The 21,629-nt window shown below is 66.9% G+C and carries 23 protein-coding genes and 1 tRNA gene; 10 read left to right on the top strand and 14 right to left on the bottom strand.

Going from position 1 to position 21,629, the window contains the following annotated elements; all coding sequences use genetic code 11:
• Positions 1 to 8 precede the first annotated feature (8 nt).
• From FHR21_RS16065 to FHR21_RS16055, 3 genes are all read left to right on the top strand, one after another.
• Positions 9 to 182 (top strand): hypothetical protein, encoded by a 174-nt coding sequence (locus tag FHR21_RS16065; protein WP_184100165.1) that lies wholly within the window; start codon positions 9 to 11, stop codon positions 180 to 182.
• Positions 183 to 214: 32 nt separating this feature from the next.
• The gene (locus FHR21_RS16060; protein WP_184100163.1) at positions 215 to 619 is read left to right on the top strand and encodes a low affinity iron permease family protein; all 405 of its coding nucleotides are present in this window, start codon (positions 215 to 217) and stop codon (positions 617 to 619) included.
• Positions 620 to 739: 120 nt separating this feature from the next.
• A tRNA-Met gene (locus tag FHR21_RS16055) sits at positions 740 to 816 on the top strand.
• Positions 817 to 1,039: 223 nt separating this feature from the next.
• Here FHR21_RS16055 and FHR21_RS16050 read toward each other — a convergent pair.
• The 6 genes from FHR21_RS16050 to FHR21_RS16025 all read right to left on the bottom strand — a co-directional run bounded on the left by FHR21_RS16050 (position 1,040) and on the right by FHR21_RS16025 (position 7,677).
• Entirely contained in the window at positions 1,040 to 1,789 is a 750-nt protein-coding gene (locus FHR21_RS16050) for an alpha/beta fold hydrolase (protein ID WP_184100161.1), read from the bottom strand.
• A 50-nt stretch (positions 1,790 to 1,839) separates the two neighbouring features.
• Positions 1,840 to 2,754 carry an endolytic transglycosylase MltG gene (gene mltG, locus FHR21_RS16045; RefSeq protein ID WP_184100206.1) on the bottom strand — a complete coding sequence of 305 codons (915 nt, stop codon included), beginning with the start codon at positions 2,752 to 2,754 and terminating at the stop codon, positions 1,840 to 1,842.
• A 311-nt stretch (positions 2,755 to 3,065) separates the two neighbouring features.
• A complete protein-coding gene (fabF, locus tag FHR21_RS16040) occupies positions 3,066 to 4,325 on the bottom strand; it encodes a beta-ketoacyl-ACP synthase II (RefSeq protein WP_184100158.1) in 1,260 nt (419 codons plus the stop codon).
• Positions 4,326 to 4,494: 169 nt separating this feature from the next.
• Positions 4,495 to 4,731 carry an acyl carrier protein gene (locus tag FHR21_RS16035; protein ID WP_184100156.1) on the bottom strand — a complete coding sequence of 79 codons (237 nt, stop codon included), beginning with the start codon at positions 4,729 to 4,731 and terminating at the stop codon, positions 4,495 to 4,497.
• A gap of 138 nt (positions 4,732 to 4,869) precedes the next feature.
• Complete coding sequence (locus FHR21_RS16030) at positions 4,870 to 6,603, bottom strand: tetratricopeptide repeat protein (protein WP_184100154.1); 1,734 nt, start codon at positions 6,601 to 6,603, stop codon at positions 4,870 to 4,872.
• Between the two features lie 525 nt (positions 6,604 to 7,128).
• On the bottom strand, positions 7,129 to 7,677 hold the full coding sequence (locus FHR21_RS16025; RefSeq protein WP_184100152.1) for a DUF3617 domain-containing protein: 549 nt from the start codon (positions 7,675 to 7,677) through the stop codon (positions 7,129 to 7,131).
• A 102-nt stretch (positions 7,678 to 7,779) separates the two neighbouring features.
• Between FHR21_RS16025 and uvrB the strand changes: the two genes are divergently transcribed.
• Positions 7,780 to 9,966, top strand: coding sequence for an excinuclease ABC subunit UvrB (gene uvrB / locus FHR21_RS16020; RefSeq protein ID WP_184100150.1), 2,187 nt, complete (start codon positions 7,780 to 7,782; stop codon positions 9,964 to 9,966).
• 18 nt (positions 9,967 to 9,984) lie between these two features.
• Here uvrB and FHR21_RS16015 read toward each other — a convergent pair whose 3' ends face one another.
• A complete protein-coding gene (locus tag FHR21_RS16015; protein WP_184100148.1) occupies positions 9,985 to 10,422 on the bottom strand; it encodes a hypothetical protein in 438 nt (145 codons plus the stop codon).
• A 125-nt stretch (positions 10,423 to 10,547) separates the two neighbouring features.
• On the opposite strand from FHR21_RS16015, the gene FHR21_RS16010 reads away from it, so the two are divergent.
• Positions 10,548 to 11,243 carry an NRDE family protein gene (locus tag FHR21_RS16010; protein ID WP_184100146.1) on the top strand — a complete coding sequence of 232 codons (696 nt, stop codon included), beginning with the start codon at positions 10,548 to 10,550 and terminating at the stop codon, positions 11,241 to 11,243.
• A gap of 206 nt (positions 11,244 to 11,449) precedes the next feature.
• Here FHR21_RS16010 and infC read toward each other — a convergent pair whose 3' ends face one another.
• Both infC and FHR21_RS16000 read right to left on the bottom strand, forming a co-directional pair.
• A complete protein-coding gene (gene infC, locus FHR21_RS16005) occupies positions 11,450 to 11,986 on the bottom strand; it encodes a translation initiation factor IF-3 (protein ID WP_184100144.1) in 537 nt (178 codons plus the stop codon).
• A gap of 167 nt (positions 11,987 to 12,153) precedes the next feature.
• Positions 12,154 to 13,284, bottom strand: a complete 1,131-nt coding sequence (locus FHR21_RS16000; protein ID WP_184100205.1) for a penicillin-binding protein activator — start codon at positions 13,282 to 13,284, stop codon at positions 12,154 to 12,156.
• 76 nt (positions 13,285 to 13,360) lie between these two features.
• On the opposite strand from FHR21_RS16000, the gene rsmI reads away from it, so the two are divergent.
• The 4 genes from rsmI to FHR21_RS15980 all read left to right on the top strand — a co-directional run bounded on the left by rsmI (position 13,361) and on the right by FHR21_RS15980 (position 16,356).
• Positions 13,361 to 14,206, top strand: coding sequence for a 16S rRNA (cytidine(1402)-2'-O)-methyltransferase (gene rsmI / locus FHR21_RS15995; protein WP_246427276.1), 846 nt, complete (start codon positions 13,361 to 13,363; stop codon positions 14,204 to 14,206).
• Positions 14,203 to 14,559 (top strand): YraN family protein, encoded by a 357-nt coding sequence (locus FHR21_RS15990; protein ID WP_184100140.1) that lies wholly within the window; start codon positions 14,203 to 14,205, stop codon positions 14,557 to 14,559. The genes rsmI and FHR21_RS15990 overlap by 4 nt, the downstream gene beginning before the upstream one ends.
• Before the next feature lie 3 nt (positions 14,560 to 14,562).
• Positions 14,563 to 15,516 carry a glutathione synthase gene (gene gshB, locus FHR21_RS15985; RefSeq protein WP_184100138.1) on the top strand — a complete coding sequence of 318 codons (954 nt, stop codon included), beginning with the start codon at positions 14,563 to 14,565 and terminating at the stop codon, positions 15,514 to 15,516.
• Positions 15,517 to 15,747: 231 nt separating this feature from the next.
• Positions 15,748 to 16,356, top strand: coding sequence for a DedA family protein (locus FHR21_RS15980; RefSeq protein WP_184100136.1), 609 nt, complete (start codon positions 15,748 to 15,750; stop codon positions 16,354 to 16,356).
• 1 nt (position 16,357) lies between these two features.
• Here FHR21_RS15980 and FHR21_RS15975 read toward each other — a convergent pair whose 3' ends face one another.
• From FHR21_RS15975 to rph, 5 genes are all read right to left on the bottom strand, one after another.
• Positions 16,358 to 17,251, bottom strand: a complete 894-nt coding sequence (locus FHR21_RS15975; RefSeq protein ID WP_184100135.1) for a tyrosine-type recombinase/integrase — start codon at positions 17,249 to 17,251, stop codon at positions 16,358 to 16,360.
• A 106-nt stretch (positions 17,252 to 17,357) separates the two neighbouring features.
• A complete protein-coding gene (gene hemW / locus FHR21_RS15970) occupies positions 17,358 to 18,503 on the bottom strand; it encodes a radical SAM family heme chaperone HemW (RefSeq protein ID WP_184100134.1) in 1,146 nt (381 codons plus the stop codon).
• 30 nt (positions 18,504 to 18,533) lie between these two features.
• Positions 18,534 to 18,929, bottom strand: a complete 396-nt coding sequence (locus FHR21_RS15965) for a hypothetical protein (protein WP_184100133.1) — start codon at positions 18,927 to 18,929, stop codon at positions 18,534 to 18,536.
• A 7-nt stretch (positions 18,930 to 18,936) separates the two neighbouring features.
• The gene (rdgB, locus tag FHR21_RS15960) at positions 18,937 to 19,563 is read right to left on the bottom strand and encodes an RdgB/HAM1 family non-canonical purine NTP pyrophosphatase (RefSeq protein ID WP_184100132.1); all 627 of its coding nucleotides are present in this window, start codon (positions 19,561 to 19,563) and stop codon (positions 18,937 to 18,939) included.
• Between the two features lie 189 nt (positions 19,564 to 19,752).
• Positions 19,753 to 20,469, bottom strand: coding sequence for a ribonuclease PH (gene rph, locus FHR21_RS15955; RefSeq protein WP_184100131.1), 717 nt, complete (start codon positions 20,467 to 20,469; stop codon positions 19,753 to 19,755).
• A gap of 116 nt (positions 20,470 to 20,585) precedes the next feature.
• Between rph and hrcA the strand changes: the two genes are divergently transcribed.
• Positions 20,586 to 21,629 (top strand): heat-inducible transcriptional repressor HrcA, encoded by a 1,044-nt coding sequence (gene hrcA, locus FHR21_RS15950; protein ID WP_184100130.1) that lies wholly within the window; start codon positions 20,586 to 20,588, stop codon positions 21,627 to 21,629.

The following is a 21,629-nucleotide window of genomic DNA, read 5'->3' as shown; positions in this document are numbered from 1 at the left end:
TACCTCTGTTGAGGAGAAGAACCGCCTTAGATTTCCGTTCGCGTCGAGCGAAGATCGACGAGCTGATCCGCCTCGCCGGCGCCGACAAGGCGGATTCCCTGATCGAGGAGATCGACCGCCGCTACCTTCGCAAGGCCGGCCGCGCCAAGCCGCACGCCCACAGCGACCTGGGCCACGAATAGACGGACAATCCTTCATTCCATCGGAGGTAGCCATGGACCATCTCTTCACCCGCATCGCATCCCGATGCGCCCATATCATGGGCCAGCCCGCGACCTTCATCACCGCTGTGACCTTCATCTTCGTCTGGGCGGTGAGCGGCCCGCTGCTGCATTTTTCCGACACCTGGCGGTTGATCGTCAACACGGCGACGACCGTCCTCACCTTTCTGGCCGTGTTCCTGATCCAGAACAGTCAGAACCGCGACGGCGCGGCGATGCAGGCCAAGCTCGACGAGATTCTGCGCGCGGTCGAGAAGGCGCGGATCGAATTCGTCGGCATCGAGCATCTGACCGATGTCGAGATCGGCGAGATTCGCGACGCATTGGAAGCCGACCTCGCCAAGGGCGAAAGCAGCGACGGCCATCGCACCGTGGAGCGCCTGCTGAAGCGGCTGTGAGGGCCGATGCGAGCGGCATTATCGTCGATTTTGGAGAATGCCGGTGTCGGCAAGACACGATATTGACCCGACGGAACCATCTGCTTATAGGCGCGGCTCGCCCCACGGGCGGCCTTTCGGGGCGGAGTAGCTCAGCTGGTTAGAGCAGCGGAATCATAATCCGCGTGTCGGGGGTTCAAGTCCCTCCTCCGCTACCACTTCAGATCATCGAAATCGGCCGGTCCGCCGCACCCATCGGTCCAGTGATCTCGATGGGCGCGGCGCCAGCGGCGCGGTCGGGAGGGGGGAAGCCCGCGCCGGCTATGTCGGGCCGCCTTGAAAGAGCCGATTGCGGTTCGGCTGGGCGACCGCTCGCGAAATGGTCGTTTCGCCTTGGCAAATCCAATCGATAAATTGGCTCACTATGATCGGTTGTATCGTTCAAGCATTCCAGAAGGCGCGGAGGGCAGCGGCCACCTCGCCCGGACGCTCGGCGATCGCCCAATGGCCCGCATCCTCGATGATGGTCAGCGGCGTCCCGGTGGCGGCGGCGAAACGCTGCGCCACCGTAAGGTCGACATAGGGGTCGTTCGCGCCCCAGATCAGCGTGCCATTCGCGGGCAGACGGCCGATGTCGCGCGCCCAGTCGTGACGGAAGCTCAGCCCCTTGGCCGAGCGATAGAGGCGCAGGATCGCCCGGCGCTTGTCCTTGTTCGCCCATTGCGCCGCCTCTTCGTCCGCGATGGCGGCGGGCATCCCCTGTCGCACCAATCCCTTCGCGAGCGCAGCGGGCTGGCTCAGCGCCATGAAGAGCTCGCCGAGGATCGGCGTGTTCCAGATGCGCGCGATGCGGTGGCCGCGATAGTCGGGGTCGATCACCGCGTTGGAGACCGCCCAGCTTCGGATCAGGTCGGGGCGCAGCATCGCGACGCGCTGCGCGATCAGCGCGCCCCAGTCGTGGCCGACGATGTCGATCGGGCCATGCTGCCCCGCGAGCGCCTCCGCCTCGCCCACCGCCCAGTCGGCATAAGCCTCCTTGGTCGCGGGGAAGCCGGCAGGGAGCTGCCCGGTGAAGCCGGGCAGCGCGGGAACCGCGACGGGGCTTTCGCCGAGATCGAGCGCAGCGAGCAGCGGACGCCAGATCGTCGGGCTGTCGGGGACGCCGTGGAGGAAGAGTTTTGCGGCGGTCATGGTCCCTCCCATCTTCCGTCGCCCAGCGAAAGCTGGGGCGACGATTTTACCTACATCTCTCCTCGTGCGCGCCGGATCTCATACCATTTCTGGACGTTCGCGCTGTGCTCGGCGAGGGTACGGGCGAAGATGTGGCCGCCGTCGCCCTTGGCGACGAAATAGAGATAGTCGTTGGGTTCGGGATCGAGCACCGCGGCGATCGACGCCTTGCCGGGGTTGGCGATCGGCCCCTTGGGCAGGCCGGTCATCGCATAGGTGTTGTAATCGTTCACGGCCTGGATCTCCGACCGCTTGATGCGGCGGCCGAGCGGTTTGCCCCTGGTGATCGGATAGATGATCGTCGGATCGGCCTGAAGCTTCATGCCGACCGCAAGGCGGTTGGTGTAGACGCCCGCGACAGTGCGGCGTTCGGCGGGAACCCCGGTTTCCTTTTCGACGATCGAGGCGAGGGTCAGCGCCTGGTTGCGGTCCTTCGCCGCGGTGCGGGGGCTGCGCTTCGCCCATAGTTCGGCGAAGGCCTTGTCCATCGCCGCCTGCATCCGCTTCAGCACCGCGGCGCGCGTTTCACCGGTGGTATAGGCATAGGTGTCGGGCAGCACGCTGCCCTCGGCGGGCACCGCGACCTTTCCCTTCAGCCGCTTTTCGGCCATCAGCCGTTCCCACACCAGGATCGACGGCATGCCTTCGGGCACGGTGACGAAGCGCTGGATGGTCTTGCCGGCCTGCATCAAGGAGAGGATGTCGCCGGGACTCATCCCCTTCTTCACCTCATATTCGCCGGGCTTGATCGGGTCGTCGCCGCCAAACAGGCGCGCATGGTTGACGAAGGCCGAGGCCGAGGTCGCACCCGCCTGTTCGAGGATATCGCCCGCCTTGGCGATACTCGCGCCCGGCGGGATGACCACGACAGTATCGCGCGGCGCGCCGCCCGAACAGGCGGCGAGGAGCAGGGCCAGGATCGCCATCGTCAGCCAGCGGAACGGACGCACGATAATCTCCCTATGCTGCCCTTAAAGCGACAAAAGATACGGCCGTGCGGGGCCGGAGTGTCTCCTCGGTCGCTTTAAGCCCGGTCACCGGATTGCGGCGCCGCAGGCATAAGGCATGGCGGCGCAAGTAGGAAAGGGGTTTTGCGGGCGCCCACGCTCTCTCCCCTTCAAGGGAGAGATACGCAGGCTTGCGAGCTTGCTCGCTGGCCGAAGTCGAGAGGGGCAGGAAGCGCGCTGCCTCCCCCTCTCCCAACCCTCTTCCCTTCAGGGGAGAGGGCTATTGCGTCCTAGTCGACGGCCTTCACCACCAGGCTGGCGTTGGTGCCGCCGAAACCGAAGCTGTTGTTGAGCGCCGCCTTGACCGGGCGCGCCTTTGCCTTGTGCGGGACGAGGTCAACGCCCTCGGTGCCCTCGTCGGGATTGTCGAGGTTGAGCGTCGGCGGGACGATCTGGTCGCGAATCGCGAGGATGCAGAAAATCGTCTCGACCGCGCCGGCGCCGCCGAGCAGGTGGCCGATCGCCGATTTGGTCGAACTCATCGACACGCCACCGATCGCGTCGCCGAACAGGCGCTTGACCGCGCCGAGTTCGATCGTGTCGGCCATGGTCGAGGTGCCGTGGGCGTTGATATAGTCGATGTCGGCGGGGGTCATGCCCGCCTTTTTCAGCGCCATCTCCATCGAGCGATAGGCGCCGAAGCCATCGGGGTGCGGCGCGGTGACATGATAGGCGTCGCCCGACAGGCCGTAACCGACGACCTCGGCATAGATTTTCGCGCCTCGCGCCTTGGCATGCTCATATTCCTCGAGCACGACGACGCCCGCGCCCTCGCCCATCACGAAGCCGTCGCGGCCCTTGTCATAGGGGCGGCTCGCCTTTTCGGGCGCGTCGTTGCTGCTCATGTTCAGCGCGCGCGCCTGCGCGAAGCCCGCGATGCCGATCGGGCAGATCGTCGATTCGGCGCCGCCCGCAAGCATGATGTCGGCGTCGCCGTCCCGGATCATCCGCGCCGCGTCGCCGATCGAATGGGCACCGGTCGAGCAAGCGGTGACGACGGCGTGATTCGGCCCCATCAGCCCGTATTTGATGCTGACCTGGCCCGAGATCAGATTGATGAGGCGGCCGTGAACGAAGTGCGGCGAGACGCGGCTCGGCCCCTTTTCGGCGAGCAGCAGGCTTTCGCTCTCGATCCCCGGCAGGCCGCCGATGCCCGAACCGATCGAGCAGCCGGCGCGCAGCCGCTGTTCCTCGGTCATGTCGATCAGCCCCGCGTCCTCGAGCGCCTGGCCCGCGGCGTCGATGCCATAGACGATGAACGGGTCGACCTGGCGCTGGACCTTGTGATCGACGCGCTTGCCGGGATCGAAGCCATATTCGTGATCGGCGGGCTTCACCTCGCACGCGATCGTGCATTTCTGATCCGACGCGTCGAAGCGCGTGATCTGTCCCGCCCCCGACTTTCCGGCGAGCAGATTGGCCCAACTGGTTTCGACGTCTCCGCCCAGCGGCGTCACCAAACCCAGTCCCGTCACCACAATCCGGCGCATAGTCTTTCCTTTCGTCGGCCCCTGCCCCCGCAAGGATCCGCATCAGATAGGTGGACGCATATCCATAAAAAAGGCTTCCCGGTCGCTGCGCGCGAGCGCTCGGGACCGGGAAGCCGGAAACGCGTGGGCGGCGCCGCCGCCGCGTCCGGCCAAGCCGGACGGGACCGCTTTAGCCCTTGTTCGCTTCGATATAGTCGATCGCGTCCTTGACGGTGGCGATCTTTTCCGCCGCATCGTCAGGGATCTCGACGCCGAATTCCTCTTCGAACGCCATCACCAGTTCGACGATATCGAGGCTGTCGGCACCCAGATCGTCGATGAAGCTCGCTTCCTCGGTCACCTTCTCGGCTTCGACGCCGAGATGTTCGACGACGATCTTTTTCACCTTTTCGGCCGAATCGCTCATGCACAGTTCCTTTTTCTGACTATGGCGTGAATGTTGAGTTTTGCCCTAGAGCGCAGCGGCGAGGCTGGCAAGAGGGCGCGCGTGTGCGATAAAAGCCATATCGGGTTCGTCGCATCCGCTGCCCCGCCCGGCTGCAGGTCAGGCGGCGGGCTTGGCGGGCGCGATGCCGGTTTCGCGCAGCACCTGCGACGCCCGCCCGATCACGGCGGGGGTAATCATGAACTGGCGGAGCACCTGTTCGGCGGGCGCGGTCGCCGGCTGATGCGTGTAATCGAGCAGCCGCCGCCACAGCGCGCGGGCGCCGGCCATGTCGCCGCCGCGCGCCAGCACGACCGCGCGCACCATCAGATATTGCGGCTCGAGATTGCTGGGCGACGGCATGTGGTCGAGAATCGCCAGCGCCCGTTCGACTTCGCCATTCTGCGCCAGCATGAAAGCCAATGTCACCGCCGGAACACCGGCATAGCTGGCGTCGAGATCGACCGAGCGCTGAAGCAGCGGCAGCGCCGTCGCGCCCTGGCCGCACGCCGCGGTGAACAGACCCAGGAAACCCGTGATGTCGGGATCATAGACGTTCAACTGCAACGCCGCATTGCCCATCGATTCGCCCCCGGCGCAATCGCCGGCATAGAAATGCGCGCGCGCCATCGCGAACAGCCCGGCCGAGCTGTTCGGCCCGCTTTCATAGGCGCGCATCGCCAGCGCCCGCGCCTCGGCGAACGCCTTTTTTCCGCCTTTCGTCCCGCGCAGCGGCTGCCAGTCGCCGAAGCGCAGCCAGGACAGGGCGCCGAGGACGACGGGATCGGCAGGCTGGGTCCGCAGCGTATCGCGCAGGCAGGCGTCGATCGGCTGAACCCGGCCGGTGCTGCGCATCTGGCGCATCCGGTTGAACTGGGCGAGGCAGGGATAGCCCGGCGCGTAACTGTCGGGCTCGCGCTGCACCTGATCGCGAACGATGACGCCATAATCGCCCGCGATCTGCGCAATGGCCGGTGCCAGGGCGTCGAATTCGGGAAGCTGTTCGCTCGCGACCCTGATCTGGGTCGACCAGATCGCGCGCTGGTCCGATACCCGATTCAGGACGAGCGTGACGTCGACCGGACCATCGATCCGGCGCACGATCGAGGTGTCGAGGCGGTAGTCGGCGGGGCGCGCCGGATCGGCCTCTCCGGGCGCGCGGGCGCTGAGCAGGTCGACGAGGTCGAAGCGGCGCAACCCGTCGCGCAGCGTTCCGTCGATCGCGCGGGCGATCGCGCGCGACTGCGGCGTCTCGCCCGCCGACGGCGCGCTCACCTGGAGCAGCGGCATCGCCACCGGAGTCCGGCCAAGCAGCCGGTCGCGGCCATCGACGATCCACCAGACGGCGGCAATCGCCGCCACGAGCAGCAGGGCGAGCGCCCACGGCCACCGGCGACCGCCGCCGCTGCGGGCCGGTGGGCCGGGACGCGTCGGCGGTTCGGCCGATGCGCCGCCTCCCTCTTGTGCCGGCGCGTCCGCGGTCCGCGCCGGCGGCGGCGTGCGATTCTGGACGACGATCTCATAGCTGCCTTGCGGCACGCGCAACCGGTGCGTCCACGGGATGTCGGCATAATAGCGATCGAGCAGGCCGCGCAGGCGGCCGACCATGACGCGCGGATAGCTGTCGATCGCCGGATCGAAATCGGCGCTGCGTCCCAGCGCCTCGGTCGCGATCGCATAGGCCTTGGGGGCGCTACGACCGCCGCGCAGGCGATGATCGACCAGAAACTGGAGCAGGCGCGACAGCACGGGCGAACGGACGAACAGCGGCGAGGCGAGCAGCCTCTCCAGCTCTTCCGCGACGATCCGGTCGCTGTCGCCGGAATCGGAGGCCTCGGCCTTGGTGCGATCCATTGCTATTCTCTAGTCCCCCCGAGCCGAGGGTGATACGAAAATCTTCCCCGGCGACCAGCTATGGTTACATCCATGTTACGGTAACAACCCGTGCCGAACGCGCGGTCGCGCTGTTTGTTCCGGCAATATTTGCCAGATTTCCACCAAACAAGGTTAAGGCAAGCTTATCATTTAGCTACACGCCGATACGTGACCCCAAGTAACTGCCGCCGCGACGCCCGTCCTGTCACATTTGCTCTCGACGCGGCGTTCCCCACAACGTCGCGGTCTGGCCTGAGATCATTTCTCAGTTGGACATAGTGAGGCCGGTGGGTCGAAGGATGCGAGCTGGTCCCTGGCATCTTTCGCTAACGACTTTCCGGCTTCATGCACTGAGACTTCGCCGATCGGGATCGTAGCCCCACCTACATCCCGATCGGCAAGTCCGCCCCCCCTTCTTTCTTATCACGACAGCCACGCACGACACGCGCGCAAGGAAAAGGGCGCGCAGCTTCGGCCACGCGCCCTCGATAGGAAAACCGCCGATCAGGCCTTGCAGGGGCCGATGTTGGTCCCGGTGACCTGCATCTGCATTTCCATCTGGCCGCCGGTCGGAGCAGCCGTCTTGGTCGTGATCGTCATGTCGGTCTTCTTCGGCTCCATCGTTCCCGCCATGGCGAGATCGACCTTCTGGCCGTTGGCGGTGCAGGTGCCCGCGACGTCGATCTTGCCGCCGCCGATCGCATTCTTCGTCCAGGTGCAGGCGTCGCCATAGCCCTTCGCCATGGCATTGGCGATGTCTTCCTGGTCGGCCTGTTCCTGGGTCAGGCAGGTTTCGGTCGCGCCGGCCGACGCGAACTGCTTGGCCATCTGATCCTTCATGGCCGCGGGAGCGCCGGGCATGTCGAACTTGACCAGCTTCACCTCGGTCTTCCAGTTGCCGGCTTCGCGCTTGATCGGCCCCGTCGCCGGGCCCGCGGTCGCGCCCGCATCGGCGGTCGCCGTGCCGTCGGCCTTGCCGGCGTCGTCCGATTTGCCGCAGCCGGCCAGTGCCAGGGCGACGCCGAGCGCCGCAACCGTCGCGAATCTTTTCATAAACTTCCATCCTCCTGTTGTCGGTCAAGCTGAAACCCCAATAGGAGCGGATGGTTGCAAGCCGATTGCAGCCGCGCGCGGGCGATCCCATATTGGCGCGCGATGGCCATCCAGATTCGCACCTCGCTCGACGAGATCGACACCGCGGACGCCTATGTCCCGCACCGCCCCGCGCGCCCCGACAAAGTCGAGGGCGGCAAGCGCTTCGAACTGGTCAGCGATTATCAGCCCGCCGGCGACCAGCCGACCGCGATCCGCGAACTGGTCGGCACCGCAAAGGAGGGCGAGCGCGATCAGGTGCTGCTCGGCGTGACCGGATCGGGCAAGACCTTCACCATGGCGAAGGTGATCGAGGAATTGCAGCGCCCGGCGCTGATTCTCGCCCCGAACAAGATCCTCGCCGCGCAGCTTTATGGCGAGTTCAAGAGCTTCTTTCCGAACAACGCCGTCGAATATTTCGTCAGCTATTACGACTATTACCAGCCCGAGGCCTATGTTCCCCGCTCCGACACCTATATCGAGAAGGAGTCGAGCGTGAACGAGGCGATCGACCGGATGCGCCATTCGGCGACGCGCGCCTTGCTCGAACGCGACGACGTGATCATCGTGGCGTCGGTGTCGTGCCTCTATGGCATCGGGTCGGTCGAAACCTATTCGGCGATGATCTTCGATCTGAAGAAGGGACAGGTCGCCGACAGCCGCGAGATCATCAGGAAGCTCGTCGCGCTCCAGTACAAGCGCAACGACCAGGCCTTCGCCCGCGGCAATTTCCGCGTGCGTGGAGACTCTCTGGAGATCTTCCCGTCGCACTATGAAGATATGGCGTGGCGCGTCAGCTTCTTCGGCGACGAGATCGAGGAGATCACCGAATTCGACCCGCTGACCGGCAAGAAGATCGCCAACCTCAACTATGTCCGCGTCTTTGCGAACAGCCACTATGTGACGCCGGGTCCGACGCTGAAACAGGCGAGCGAAGCGATAAGGCACGAACTCGCCGAGCGACTCAAGGAACTGGAGGCCGAGGGCCGGCTGCTCGAGGCGCAGCGACTGGAGCAGCGCACCCATTTCGACCTCGAGATGATCGCCGCGACCGGAAGCTGCGCGGGGATCGAGAATTACAGCCGTTTCCTCACCGGCCGCCTGCCCGGCGAGCCGCCGCCGACGCTGTTCGAATATCTGCCCGACAACGCCCTGCTCTTCGTCGACGAAAGCCACCAGACGATCCCGCAGATCGGCGCGATGTCGAAGGGCGACCATCGCCGCAAGATCACGCTCGCCGAATATGGCTTTCGCCTGCCCTCGTGCATCGACAATCGCCCGCTGCGTTTCGCCGAATGGGATATGATGCGGCCGCAGACGGTCAGCGTCTCGGCGACGCCGGGGCCGTGGGAGATGGAGCGCACCCAGGGCGTCTTCGCCGAACAGGTGATCCGCCCCACCGGGCTGATCGACCCGCCGGTCGAGATCAAACCGGTCGAGGAGCAGGTCGACGATTTGATTGCCGAGGCGAAGAAGACCGCGGCGGCGGGCTATCGCACCCTCGTCACCACGCTGACCAAGCGCATGGCGGAGGATCTGACCGAATTCCTCCACGAAGCGGGGCTGAAGGTCCGATATATGCACAGCGACGTGGAGACGCTGGAGCGCATCGAGATCATCCGCGACCTGCGGCTTGGCGTGTTCGACGTGCTCGTCGGGATCAACCTGCTGCGCGAGGGGCTCGACATTCCCGAATGCGGGCTGGTCGCGATTCTCGACGCCGACAAGGAGGGGTTCCTGCGCAGCGAGACCAGCCTCGTCCAGACGATCGGCCGCGCCGCGCGCAACGTCGACGGGCGCGTGATCCTCTATGCCGACCGTATCACCGGCAGCATGGAGCGCGCGATGCGCGAGACCGACCGCCGCCGCGAAAAGCAGCTCGCCTATAATGAAGAGCATGGCATCACGCCCGAAAGCGTGAAGAAGCAGATCGGCGACATCATCGCCCATGTCGCGTCGAAGGATCAGATCACGGTCGACCTTGGCGACGACAGGCCCGACCATATGGTCGGCCACAATCTGCGCGCCTATATCGCCGACCTCGAAAAGAAGATGCGCGACGCCGCCGCCGACCTGGAATTCGAGGAAGCCGGCCGCCTGCGCGACGAAATCCGCCGGCTGGAAGCCGACGAGCTCGGCCTGCCCGCCGACGAACAGGTCGCCCCGCGCGTCGGGCGCAGCAACGAGGGCAAACCCGGCACGCGCAAGGGGCGTTTCGGCAAGCAGAGCAAGACGAAGTGGGGGCGATAAGCCCCCATCGACGTCAACTCAGCGCAGGACCCCGTCCGCCGCTTGCCGCCGGGAATAGAGCAGCAGCGCGATCGCGATCACCCAGATGATCGCAGTGAAGATCGCTGGAAAATTGCCGAACATCCGCTGCAGATCGCCCCAGTGCATCCCGAACTGATAGAGGCTGCTGATCGCGAGTCCGACGAGCGACACGATGAAGGCGGTCACCGCGTGACGGCTGCGCGCAAGCAGCAGCAGCGAGCCGACGACCGAACCCCATACCCCCAGCGCCCAGCCCGCATTGGCCCAGAGCGGAAAGCTCTGGAAATAGGCGATCTGCTCCGGCGTGAAAGCCGACAGATAGTCGGCGTCGTTCAGTTTGGTCATCGTATAGTCGAATGCGCCGACCGCATTCCACAGCAGCGAAAGCACGCCGACGACCCACAGGTGCCACGGCGTCTTGACGGTGGTATTCATGGCGATCCCCTCCCCATGGAACGCGCGCCTTCTACCATCTTTCGGGGTTACAGGAAATCCTGTCATTTCGCCGCGGCGGTCACACCGCGCTTGGCAAGCGGGCGCCGAGCGGCGATAGGGCGCGCATGTGTGTCGTCGCCCTCGCCTGGCAGGTCCATCCCGACTGGCCGCTGATCCTGATCGGCAATCGCGACGAGTTCCACGACCGGCCGAGCGCGCCGCTCGGCCCGTGGGACGACGGCAGCGGCATCGTAGCCGGGCGCGACCTGCAGGCGGGCGGGACCTGGATGGGGCTACACGCGCCGAGCGGGCGCGTCGTCGTCGTCACCAATGTTCGCAGCGAGATGCCCGATCCCGCCAGGGAATCGCGCGGAGCGCTGGTCGTCGATCTGCTGCGCGGCACCGGACGCTTCGCCGATCCGGACGAGGCCGAGCTCGACCGTTTCAACGCCTTCAACCTGTTCGCGGTCGACGGGACGGCGCGTCTGTTCACCAACCGGCCGGGGCCGCGCATCCTGGCGCTGACGCCGGGCGTGCATGCGCTGGCCAACGAGCCGGTCGACCGCCCCTGCCTCCGCGCCGAGCGGCTGCGCGCGGCGCTGGCGGCGGTCGTCGACAGCACCAGCGACCCCATAGGATTGCTCGACACGCTGACCGCGACGAGCGACCCCGCGCTGTTCCTGCACGGCGACGTCTATGGCACGCGCGCCTCGACGCTGATCGCGGTCGACGGGCAGGGCGCCGCGCATATGGTCGAGCGCCGTTACGCGAAAGGCGGCCGCCCCGACGGAACGACGATGCAGGATTTCCGGATCGGGTGACGATGGCGGGCGGCCTTGCGTAGGCCGCCCTATCGCTCCCGCCACCCCGGACTTGATCCGGGGTCCCGCTGGATGCCGAAACCAGTGATGCCTTGAAAAAGCGGGATCCCGGATCAAGTCCGGGATGACGAAGGAGTGGCTGGTTGCGGCTCCAAACGACCGGTTGGCAAAATCCCCCTCCTCCATAGAGGAGGACGAACGTCAGATCACTTCGGCGCCAGCACCATCAGCATCTGGCGGCCTTCGGTGCGCGGGTGCGCCTCGACCTTCGCGACCTCGGCGGTCATTTCGGCGACGCGCTGGAGCACGTTGAGGCCAAGCTGGGTATGGCTCATCTCGCGGCCGCGGAAGCGCATGGTCATCTTGACCTTGTCGCCTTCCTCCAGAAAGTCGAACACCTTCTTCATCTTCACGTCGAAGTCGTGATCGTCGATGTTCGGACGCATCTTGATCTCCTTGATCTCCTGCGTCTTCTGCGTCTTGCGCGCGGCGTTCGCCTTCTTCTGCGCTTCATACTTATATTTGCCGACGTCGAGGAACTTGCACACCGGCGGGTCGGCATTGGGGGAAACCTCGACTAGGTCGAGTCCGACCTCGGCGGCCGCTTCGATGGCTTCGGCAGTCAGCATCACGCCCAGATTTTCGCCTTCCTCGTCGATCACGCGGACCTTGGGAGAGGCGATGAATTCATTATATCGCGGGCCGTTCTTGGGCGGAATCTGTCCAAGCGGGCGGCGGGTCATGGGCGGGCGTATAGCTGTATCTCCTGAACTCGTTTCGATGGGCGCGCGGCATCCTCGCGCAAACGCGCCTAGCGGTCATATAGTGAACGCAGCCGCCGCGTAAAGGCTGCCTGTGGCCATGCGGCGACGCTTTTCACCCGACTGTGGCGGCTATGCCACGCCGACCCTCACCATTTGGTCGGTGCCGGATCGACGACGCGGAAGCCGCCGGCACCCACTTGACTGACCTCGAGCGCGCGCTGCGCGATGCCGCGGTTGTCGAAGCGGAAGATGCCGTCGATGCCGCCGAAGCCGTCGGCCGCCATCAACCGGTTGACCGGAAAGCGCGTCCCCGGTTTCCAGTCGCGGGCGATGCGGACGGTCAGCAGCACCGAATCATAGCCGAGGCTGGCGAGCCGATAGGGCGCCTTGCCATAGCGGCTGCGATATTTGGTCGCGAGCTGGCCATAAAGACCGTCGGACACGCTGGCGAACCAGGCCCCGCGCATCGCCGCGCTGCCGCCCAGCGAGGCGTCGGTGTTCCACAGTTCGGTGCCGAGAATCTGCTTGTCGCCGGTGCTGCGGATCACCGGCACGGCACGGATCGCGTTGCCGCCGACGTCGGCGATCAGCACCGCATCCATGTCGCCGGCATTGGCGAGGCGGCGCGCGGCGCCCGACAGCGCGGTCGCGCTGCGGTCATAGGTCTCGATCGCGACCAGCGTGCCGCCCGCCTTCGACACCGCATCGCGGAACGCGCCCGTCGCGCGGGTGCCATAGAGATTCTTCGGGATCAGCGCGCCGAAACGCTGCTGCCCCTTGCTGCGCGCATAGGCGACGACGCGCTCGATCGACTGACCGGGGACGAAGCCCATGATGAAGACGCCGTTGCCCGCGACGCCGGTATCGTTCGAGAAGCTGAGGATCGGCACCTTCGCGGCGCGCGCGATCGGCGCGACCGCCTTCACATCCTCGCTGAGCAGCGGGCCGAGGATCAGCTTGTTGCCGTCTGCCACCGCTTGGCGCGCCGCCTCGGCGGCGCCGAGCGCGGTGTCATAGGTGGTGATGCGCAGCTTGTCGGCCTTGGTGTCGAGCAGAGCCAGCGTCGTCGCATTGGCGATCGCGGTGCCGACGTCGGCGTTGGTGCCCGTTTCGGGTACTAGCAGCGCGACCCGGTGGCGGTCGGTGTCGGTCGGCAGGCCGGGCTCGATCGCGTCGGGATTCTCGGGCGGCGGGGGCGGCGGCCCCTGCGTCTTGGGCACGACCTGGCAGGCGGCGAGCAGCCCGCCCAGCGCCAGCGTGCCCAGTCCGCGCAGCATCCGGCGCCGCGACGACGCATATCCTTGGCGCTCGGCGACAGTTTCTGCCATTTTCGGCATCATGCCGGATTCGACCATGTCCAAATCTCCCTTGCCCGGTCTCTATATCGTGGCGACGCCCATCGGCAACCTCGGCGACATCGGTGCGCGCGCCGCAGCGGTGCTCGCCCGCGCCGACCTGATCGCGGCCGAAGACACGCGGGTTACCGCGAAACTTCTGTCGCATCTGGGTTTGCGGATAAAGATGACCCCCTATCACGATCATAGCGACGAACGCACGCGCGCCGATCTGGTTGCGCGCATGGTCGATGAAGTTGTCGTCCTGGTGTCGGATGCGGGGACGCCGCTGATCTCCGACCCCGGCTACAAGCTGGTGCGCGACGCGCGCGCGGCGGGGCGGCACGTGACGACCGTGCCGGGGCCGTGCGCGGCCATCGCGGCTATCACCCTGTCGGGGCTGCCGAGCGACCGCTTCCTGTTCGCGGGGTTCCTGCCGTCCAAGGCAAAGGCGCGCGCCGATGCGATCGCCGAGGTCGCGGGACTGCGCGCGACGCTGATCTTCTATGAAAGCGGGCCGCGGCTTGCCGCGACGCTGGCCGCGCTCGCCGAAGGGCTCGGCGCCCGCGAGACGGCGGTCGCGCGCGAGATCACCAAGCTCTACGAGGAATGCGTGACCGGTTCGCTCGCCGAGCTTGCCGCGCGCTATGCCGAGGCGGCGCCGAAGGGCGAGATCGTGATCGTCGTCGCGCCGCCCGCCGAGGCCGGCGCCGAGGCGGCCGACGATGCGACCGTCGACGCCGCATTGCGCGACGCGCTCGCCGGGCAGCCGGTCGCCAGGGCCGCGAAGGCGGTCGCCAAACGCTTCGGCCGCGACCGGCACGAACTCTACGCCCGCGCGCTCGCGCTCAAGGGCGGCGCTTGACCCGCGCCGCCGCCGAGGCGCGCGGGCGGCGGGCCGAACGCCGCGCCGCCTGGTGGCTGCGCCTCCACGGCTGGCGGATATTGGGCGAGCGGCTGCGGGTACCGACGGGCGAGGTCGACCTGATCGCGCGGCGCGGCCGCACCCTCGCCTTCGTCGAGGTCAAATGGCGCGACCGCGTCGAAGATCTGGATTTCGCCATCGACGCCTGGCGCCTGCGCCGGGTCGCGGCGGCGGCGGAAATACTCGCCCCGCGCTTCGCGCGTGCGGACGATGCGATCCGAATCGACGTGATGCTCCTTGCGCCGAGGCGTCTGCCGCGCCATCTGGTCCACGTCTGGCAGCCTTTGGAGTGAATGATGACCCTGCGCGCCGCGGTGCAAATGGACCCGATGGACACTATCAACATCGCCGGCGACAGCAGCTTTGCCCTGATGCTGACGGCGCAGGAGCGCGGTTACACCGTCTATCATTATGACGTGCGCGGCCTGACTTGGGAGGCGGGGCGGCTGACGACCCCCGCACACCGGGTGCTGGACGTCCGGCGCGAGGCGGGCGCGCATTATCGCTTCGGCGAGGCGGTGACGCTGGACCTCGGCCGCGACGTCGACGTCGTGCTGATGCGGCAGGACCCGCCCTTCGACCTCGGCTATCTGACCGGCACCTGGCTGCTCGAACGCATCGCGGGCGAGACGCTGGTGGTCAACGACCCGGTCTCGGTCCGCAACGCGCCCGAGAAAGTGTTCGTGCTCGATTTCCCCGAATATATGCCGCCGACGATGGTCACCCGCGATCTCGACGCGGTGAAGGATTTCCACCGGCGCCACGGCGCGCTGGTCATCAAGCCGCTGCACGGCAACGGCGGCAAGGCGGTGTTCCGCATCGACGAGGCCGGCACCAACCTCGGCGCGCTCGTCGAGCTGTTCGGACAGGTGTGGCCCGAACCCTTCATGGTCCAGCAGTTCCTGCCCAGCGTGCGCGAGGGCGACAAGCGCATCGTGCTGATCGACGGCGAGGTCGCGGGCGCGATCAACCGCAAGCCCGGCGAGGGCGAGTTCCGTTCCAATCTCGCGGTCGGCGGCTATGCCGAAGCGGCCGCGCTGACCCCGCGCGAGCAGGAAATCTGCGCCGCGCTCGGCCCCAAACTGCGCGAACGCGGGCTGATCTTCGTCGGCATCGACGTGATCGGCGGCGAGTGGCTGACCGAGATCAACGTAACCTCCCCCACCGGCATCGTCGCCATCGACCGCTTCAACGGCACCGACACCGTGGCGATGATCTGGGACGCGATCGCGCGGCGGATCGGCAAGTGACCCGCCGCAGCAGTCCCCACACCCTCCCCCTTGATGGGGGAGGCAGCGAGACTTGGCGATGCAATCGCCTAGTCGCAGCGGAGGGGGTGCGGTGGCGGCCTTTGGCGACGGTGCCATGACGCACCATCACCCCCATCCAACTCCGCCTAACCGCTTCGCGGTAAGGCTCCATATCCTTCCCCCATCGAGGCGGAAGGGAAACCGGACAAAGATCTCCGCGTTACCCCTCGCATGACCGGCTTCATCCTCGACCTGATCCAGAGCTGGGGCTATTTCGGCATCTTCGTGCTGATGGTGCTGGAAAATGTCTTTCCACCCATCCCGTCGGAGGTCATCATGGCGCTCGGCGGTATCGCCGCGGCGCAGGGGCGCTTGGATTTCTGGACCCTGATCGCGGTCGCGGTCGCCGGAACCACCGCCGGAAACTGGGTCTGGTACGGCATCGGGCGCTGGATCGGCTATGAACGGCTCAAACCCTTCGTCGACCGGCACGGGCGCTGGCTGACCCTCGACTGGCGCGAGGTCGAGCGTCTGCACGCGGGCTTTCTGAAATATGGCCCTGGCATCGTCTTCGTCGCGCGCTTCCTGCCCGTCGCGCGCACCATGGTGTCGCTGCCCGCGGGCATGGTGCGGATGAACCAGGTGAAATTCCTGATCTGGACCGCCGCCGGCTCGACGATCTGGGTCAGCGCGCTGGCGGGCGCCGGAAGCTGGTTCGGACGGCGCTTCGCCGACCTCGACCAGTTCGTCGGCCCGATCGCGCTGATCGCGATCGGATCGCTGGTGCTGATCTATATCTGGCGCGTCGTCACCTGGAAGGCGAAGCCGCGCGGCGATTGACTCAGTCCGCCCGCGGATGCGCGGTACGATAGATGTCGAGCAGGTGGGCGGCGTCGACCGCGGTATAGACCTGCGTCGAGGCGAGACTGGCATGGCCGAGCAGTTCCTGAAGGCTGCGCAGGTCGGCGCCGCCCGCAAGCAGGTGCGTCGCGAAGCTGTGGCGCAGCGCGTGCGGCGTCGTCCGTTCGGGCAGGCCAAGCGCCCGGCGCGCCGAACGCACCGCGGCGCGCACCACGCCGGGGTCGAGCGCCCCACCTCGCGCGCCGAGGAACAGCGGCATATCCTTCGTGATCGGCCGAGGGTAAGCCTCGGCATAGCGTGCCACCGCGTCGGCGACCGCCGGCAGGATCGGCACGACGCGCGTCTTGCCCCGCTTGCCGGTGACGCGCAGCGTATCGCCGAGCGGCAGCGCGGCGCCGGTCAGCGACAGCGCCTCACCGATGCGCAGCCCCGCACCATAGAGCAGCAGCAGCAGTGCGAAATCGCGCGCGCCGATCCAGCCGGCCCGCGCCTTTTCCTCGACATCGCGCGCGAGGGCGAGCGCTTCGTCGGGCGCCACCGGGCGCGGCAGGCCTTTCCTGACGCGCGGGCCGCGAAGCTGCGGCACGCTGGCATTCGATCCGCCGACGAAGCGCAGGAAACCCCGCAGCGCCGACAATTCGCGCGCCGCCGAGGCATTGCCGAGCCCGTCGTCCCGGCGGGTCGCGAGATAGGCGCGTAGGTCGTTCGCGCCGAGCGTCGCCAGCATCGACGCACCGACCGCGCCGCCGCGATGCTCCGACAGAAAGGCGCAGAACCGCTCCGCCGTCGCGACATAGGCGCGGCGCGTATGGTCCGACCGGCGCTTCTCATGCGCCAGATGGGCGTCCCATTCGCGGATCAATCGGTCAGCCATCCCCTATTCCGTTCGGGCTGAGCTTGTCGAAGCCCCGTCCTTTCTTCCAGCCTCGAAAAGAAGAACGGCCCTTCGACAGGCTCAGGGCGAACGGACCTTGGACAGCTTAGCCGGTCCGCACCACCTCGGAAAGAATGGAGTCGAGCAGCAATATCCCGTTGTCCGTCACCGCCAGACGGTCGCCGTCCAATGTGACCAGTCCCTGCCCCGCCAGCCGCGCCGCCGCCTCCGAATCCAGAAACGCCGCGCGCGCCAGCCCGCTGCGCGCCTCGATCCGCGTCAGGTCGACGCCTTCAGTCAGCCGCAGCCCCATCAGCATCGCCTCGGTCGCGCGCTCGCGGCCCGGCAGGTCGCTCTCCACCTTCAGTCCGTGACTATTGCGTTCCACCGCCGCAAGGAAATTCTCGGGTTTCCTGTGCCGCTCGGTCGCCTGCGCCAGTCGCCGCCCGTGCGCACCGGGACCGATGCCGGCATAGTCGCCATAGCGCCAATACGTCAGGTTGTGCCGGCTCTCCTCCCCCGGCCGCGCATGGTTCGATACCTCGTAGCGCGGCAGGCCGGCGGCGCGCGTCATCGCCTGCGTCGCGTCGAACAGGTCGGCGGCGGCGTCGCCGTCGGGGATGACGAGTTCGCCCTTCGCCGCCAGCGTCGCGAAGCGCGTGCCCAGCTCGATGGTGAGCTGATAGAGCGACAGATGGCCGGTGCCGAAGGCCAGCGCCGCGCCCAGCTCGGCCTCCCACGCCGCCGGCGACTGGCCGGGCCGCGCATAGATCAGGTCGAAGCTGACCCGCGCGAAATGCGCCTGCGCCGCCGCAATCGCCGCCCGCGCCTCATCCCCGCTGTGCGCGCGGCCCAGAAATTCAAGCACTTGCGGATCGAAGCTCTGAACGCCGATCGACACGCGATTGACGCCCGCGTTCGCCAGCGCCGCGAAATTGGCGACCTCGACCGAATTGGGGTTCGCTTCCAGCGTGATCTCGCAATCGGCGGTCAGCCCCCACGCCGCATCCGCCGCCGCGATCACCGCCGCGACCGTCTCCGGCGGCATCAGGCTGGGCGTGCCGCCGCCGAAGAAGATCGACGAAACCGCGCGCCCCGGCAGCAAAGCCGCCTCGTGCCGCAGATCGGCGAGCAGCGCCGCGCGCCACGCCGCCTGATCGACCCCCGCGCGCACATGACTGTTGAAGTCGCAATAGGGGCATTTGCTGACGCAGAAGGGCCAATGGACATAAAGGGCGAGCGGCTCGGTCATGCGGGCGATATAGGCGCTTGGCCAGGAAAATCAGGCATCTGGTTCAAAAACGAAAAACCGCGCGTCCGTTGAGGCATGCGCCGCCAATCGCCAGATGTTCGAGCCGGGCGGCGCAACCGCCGCTTTCGCTTCAACACCCGCAGCATCGCTCTCTGCATCGCCGGAGAAAAAGCAGTGCCCGCCATTCGCCGACCGCCAGGCGCGCAGCCAACCCACGCGCCATGCGTCGATGACCGTCAGCGACAGCCCCGCACCGCCATGCTCGAAGAACGGCGTTTCCGCCCACTCATGCGCCAATGCCGAAAGACCAGCGGCCTTTGCATCCTCGATACGTGCCGACTTTACGGTCCGCGTAGCGAAGAAGCCGGCATAATCGCCGGGGGGCGGGCTCCAAATACCACGAAGCAGGATGCGGAAATATGCCATGACCGCCTTAAAAAACGCCCGCCACCAGCTTCGCGAACGCATCGGCGCGGTGGCTGATCGCATGTTTTTCGGCCGGGTCGATTTCCGCATAAGTCAGCGACTTGCCCGCAGGAATGAAGACCGGATCATAGCCGAAACCCAGCGTGCCGCGCGGCGGCCAGGTCAGGCTGCCCGCCGCCCGGCCCTCGAAAACCTCGGCATGGCCGTCGGGCCAGGCGAGCGCGAGGGTGCAGACGAAGGCGGCGCTGCGGTCGACGTCCGGCCCCTGTTCGGCGAGCAGGCCTTCGACCTTGCCCATCGCCATATACCAGTCGCGCCCCTTCTCGCCCTCGAACCACTGCCGCTCGGCCCAGTCGGCGGTGTAGACGCCGGGCCGCCCGCCGAGCGCCGCGACCTCCAGCCCGCTGTCGTCGGCGAGTGCGGGCAGGCCCGAGGCGGCGGTGCTGGCGTGCGCCTTGACCAGCGCATTGTCGCGAAACGTCGTCCCCGTTTCCTCGGGTTCGGGCAGGCCAAGGTCGCCCGCCGATACCGGGTCGATGCCGAAGGATGCGAGCAGCGCCCGAATCTCGCGCACCTTGCCCGCATTGTGGCTGGCGATGACGAGCCTGCCGGGGGCGAGTTTGCGGTGGGTCATGGTATGATCCATCCTCTGTCGGCTAAATGGACTCACGCAAAGGCGCAAAGGCGCGAAGAAGAACGTCTGGGCCGAAAGGCCCTTTATCATATCGACGTCGCGTCACGACGCCGCGAAGATGAAAAAAGCCGCTTCGCGGCAAACGCAACCTCTTTGTGCCGTTGCGTGAATCTACTAATAGATTCAACCCTATCGCCCCACCGCCTTCGCCTGCGCCGCGAAAATCTCGCCGCAGCCGATGCGCGCAAGGCGGAGCAGGCGGAGCAGGCCTTCCTCGTCATAGGTCGCGCCCTCGGCGCTCGCCTGCACCTCGACGATCTGCCCCTTGCCGGTGAGGACGAAATTTCCGTCGGCTTCGGCGTTCGAATCCTCGTCATAATCGAGGTCGAGCACCGGCGTGCCCTGATACATGCCGCAACTGATCGCCGCGACCCGATCCTCGATCGGGTCCTCGGCGATCGCCTTCGCTTCCAGCAGCTTGTCGACCGCGAGGCGCAGCGCGACCCACGCGCCGGAGATCGAGGCGGTGCGGGTGCCGCCGTCGGCCTGGATCACGTCGCAGTCGATGACGATCTGCCGTTCGCCCAGCTTCTTCATGTCGACGACGGCACGCAAGCTACGGCCGATAAGCCGCTGGATTTCCTGCGTTCGTCCCGACTGCTTGCCCTTCGCCGCCTCGCGGCTGCCGCGCGTGTGGGTCGCGCGCGGGAGCATGCCATATTCGGCCGTCACCCAGCCCTGCCCCTTGCCGCGCAGGAAGGGCGGCACCTTTTCCTCGACACTGGCCGTCACCAGCACCTTCGTATTGCCGAAGGCGACGAGAACGCTGCCCTCGGCATGAATGGTGAAGGCGGTTTCGATGGCGATGGGGCGCATCTGGTCGGGCGCGCGGCCGGAAGGGCGCATGTCTCGTGTCTCCTCGTGAAGCTGTGCGGGGCGCTTAGCGGCGAATACCCCGCCCCGTCCAGACCCCATCCGCTCGCACGCTTGCCCCCATCCCTCCCCATGCCTACATCCTCCGCATGACCACGCCGCCGATCATCGAACTCACCACGCGCGCGCGCGACGTGTTCCGGCTGGTCGTCGACGCCTATCTCGATACCGGACAGCCGGTGGGGTCACGGACGCTGTCGAAGCTCGCGGCGCTCAACCTGTCGCCCGCGTCGATCCGCAACGTGATGCAGGATCTCGAGGAACTCGGCCTCTTGTCCAGCCCGCACACCAGCGCGGGGCGGATGCCGACCGAGCAGGGGCTGCGCCTGTTCGTCGACGGCATGATGCAGGTTGCCGAGCCGAGCGCGGAGGACCGCGCGCAGATCGAGGCGAGCCTGTCCGAGGGAGGGCCGATCGAAAGCGCGCTCGCGCAGGCGACCGCGGCGCTGTCCGGCCTGTCGGCCTGCGCCGGCCTCGTCCTCGTCCCCAAGCATGAGCCGGTGCTGAAACAGGTTGCCTTCGTGCCGCTGTCGGCCGCGCAGGCGCTCGTCGTGCTCGTCGCGGGCGATGGCGTGGTCGAGAATCGGGTCATCGACATTCCCGCCGGCCTGCCCCCCTCGGCGCTGGTCGAGGCGGGCAATTACATCTCCGCCATGCTCGGGGGGCTGACGCTGGCCGAGGCGCAATCGCGGGTGCGGCGCGAGATCGAGGCCGAGCGGATCGCGATCGACCGCGCCGCCGCCGACCTCGTGTCGCGCGGGCTCGCCATCTGGTCGTCGGACGGGTCCGACCGCCCGGTGCTGATCGTGCGCGGCCAGGCGAATCTGCTCGACGACAGCGCGGCGGGCGACCTCGACCGCGTGCGCCAGCTTCTCGACGAGCTGGAGGCCAAGCAGGACATCGCGCACTTGCTCGACAGCGCGCGCGAGGGCAGCGCGACCCGCATTTTCATCGGGTCGGAGAATAAGCTCTTTTCGCTTTCGGGCTCGTCGGTTATCGCCGCGCCCTATCGCGGATCGGACGGGCGCGTCGTCGGCGTGGTCGGGGTCATCGGCCCGACACGCTTGAACTATGCGCGCATCGTTCCCATGGTGGACTTCACCGCCCAATCGCTCTCCAGACTGATACGATAG

Origin of the sequence: Sphingopyxis panaciterrulae, assembly GCF_014199295.1 — a bacterium.
In the GTDB taxonomy this organism is placed as follows: domain Bacteria; phylum Pseudomonadota; class Alphaproteobacteria; order Sphingomonadales; family Sphingomonadaceae; genus Sphingopyxis; species Sphingopyxis panaciterrulae.
Note: the sequence above shows the minus strand (reverse complement) of the source record. Positions and strands in the feature narration are given on the sequence as shown.

Coding starts and splice junctions, on each gene's coding strand:
- FHR21_RS15980 (WP_184100136.1), top strand. CDS start 15,748: ATGACCGGCTTCATCCTCGACCTGATCCAGAGCTGGGGCTATTTCGGC.
- FHR21_RS16015 (WP_184100148.1), bottom strand. CDS start 10,422: ATGAATACCACCGTCAAGACGCCGTGGCACCTGTGGGTCGTCGGCGTG.
- FHR21_RS16035 (WP_184100156.1), bottom strand. CDS start 4,731: ATGAGCGATTCGGCCGAAAAGGTGAAAAAGATCGTCGTCGAACATCTC.
- FHR21_RS16050 (WP_184100161.1), bottom strand. CDS start 1,789: ATGACCGCCGCAAAACTCTTCCTCCACGGCGTCCCCGACAGCCCGACG.
- hemW (WP_184100134.1), bottom strand. CDS start 18,503: ATGACCGAGCCGCTCGCCCTTTATGTCCATTGGCCCTTCTGCGTCAGC.
- gshB (WP_184100138.1), top strand. CDS start 14,563: ATGACCCTGCGCGCCGCGGTGCAAATGGACCCGATGGACACTATCAAC.
- hrcA (WP_184100130.1), top strand. CDS start 20,586: ATGACCACGCCGCCGATCATCGAACTCACCACGCGCGCGCGCGACGTG.
- FHR21_RS16025 (WP_184100152.1), bottom strand. CDS start 7,677: ATGAAAAGATTCGCGACGGTTGCGGCGCTCGGCGTCGCCCTGGCACTG.
- mltG (WP_184100206.1), bottom strand. CDS start 2,754: ATGGCGATCCTGGCCCTGCTCCTCGCCGCCTGTTCGGGCGGCGCGCCG.
- FHR21_RS15975 (WP_184100135.1), bottom strand. CDS start 17,251: ATGGCTGACCGATTGATCCGCGAATGGGACGCCCATCTGGCGCATGAG.
- rsmI (WP_246427276.1), top strand. CDS start 13,361: ATGTCCAAATCTCCCTTGCCCGGTCTCTATATCGTGGCGACGCCCATC.
- FHR21_RS16060 (WP_184100163.1), top strand. CDS start 215: ATGGACCATCTCTTCACCCGCATCGCATCCCGATGCGCCCATATCATG.
- FHR21_RS16030 (WP_184100154.1), bottom strand. CDS start 6,603: ATGGATCGCACCAAGGCCGAGGCCTCCGATTCCGGCGACAGCGACCGG.
- fabF (WP_184100158.1), bottom strand. CDS start 4,325: ATGCGCCGGATTGTGGTGACGGGACTGGGTTTGGTGACGCCGCTGGGC.
- FHR21_RS16010 (WP_184100146.1), top strand. CDS start 10,548: ATGTGTGTCGTCGCCCTCGCCTGGCAGGTCCATCCCGACTGGCCGCTG.
- uvrB (WP_184100150.1), top strand. CDS start 7,780: ATGGCCATCCAGATTCGCACCTCGCTCGACGAGATCGACACCGCGGAC.
- FHR21_RS15965 (WP_184100133.1), bottom strand. CDS start 18,929: ATGGCATATTTCCGCATCCTGCTTCGTGGTATTTGGAGCCCGCCCCCC.
- rph (WP_184100131.1), bottom strand. CDS start 20,469: ATGCGCCCTTCCGGCCGCGCGCCCGACCAGATGCGCCCCATCGCCATC.
- rdgB (WP_184100132.1), bottom strand. CDS start 19,563: ATGACCCACCGCAAACTCGCCCCCGGCAGGCTCGTCATCGCCAGCCAC.
- FHR21_RS16000 (WP_184100205.1), bottom strand. CDS start 13,284: ATGCTGCGCGGACTGGGCACGCTGGCGCTGGGCGGGCTGCTCGCCGCC.
- infC (WP_184100144.1), bottom strand. CDS start 11,986: ATGACCCGCCGCCCGCTTGGACAGATTCCGCCCAAGAACGGCCCGCGA.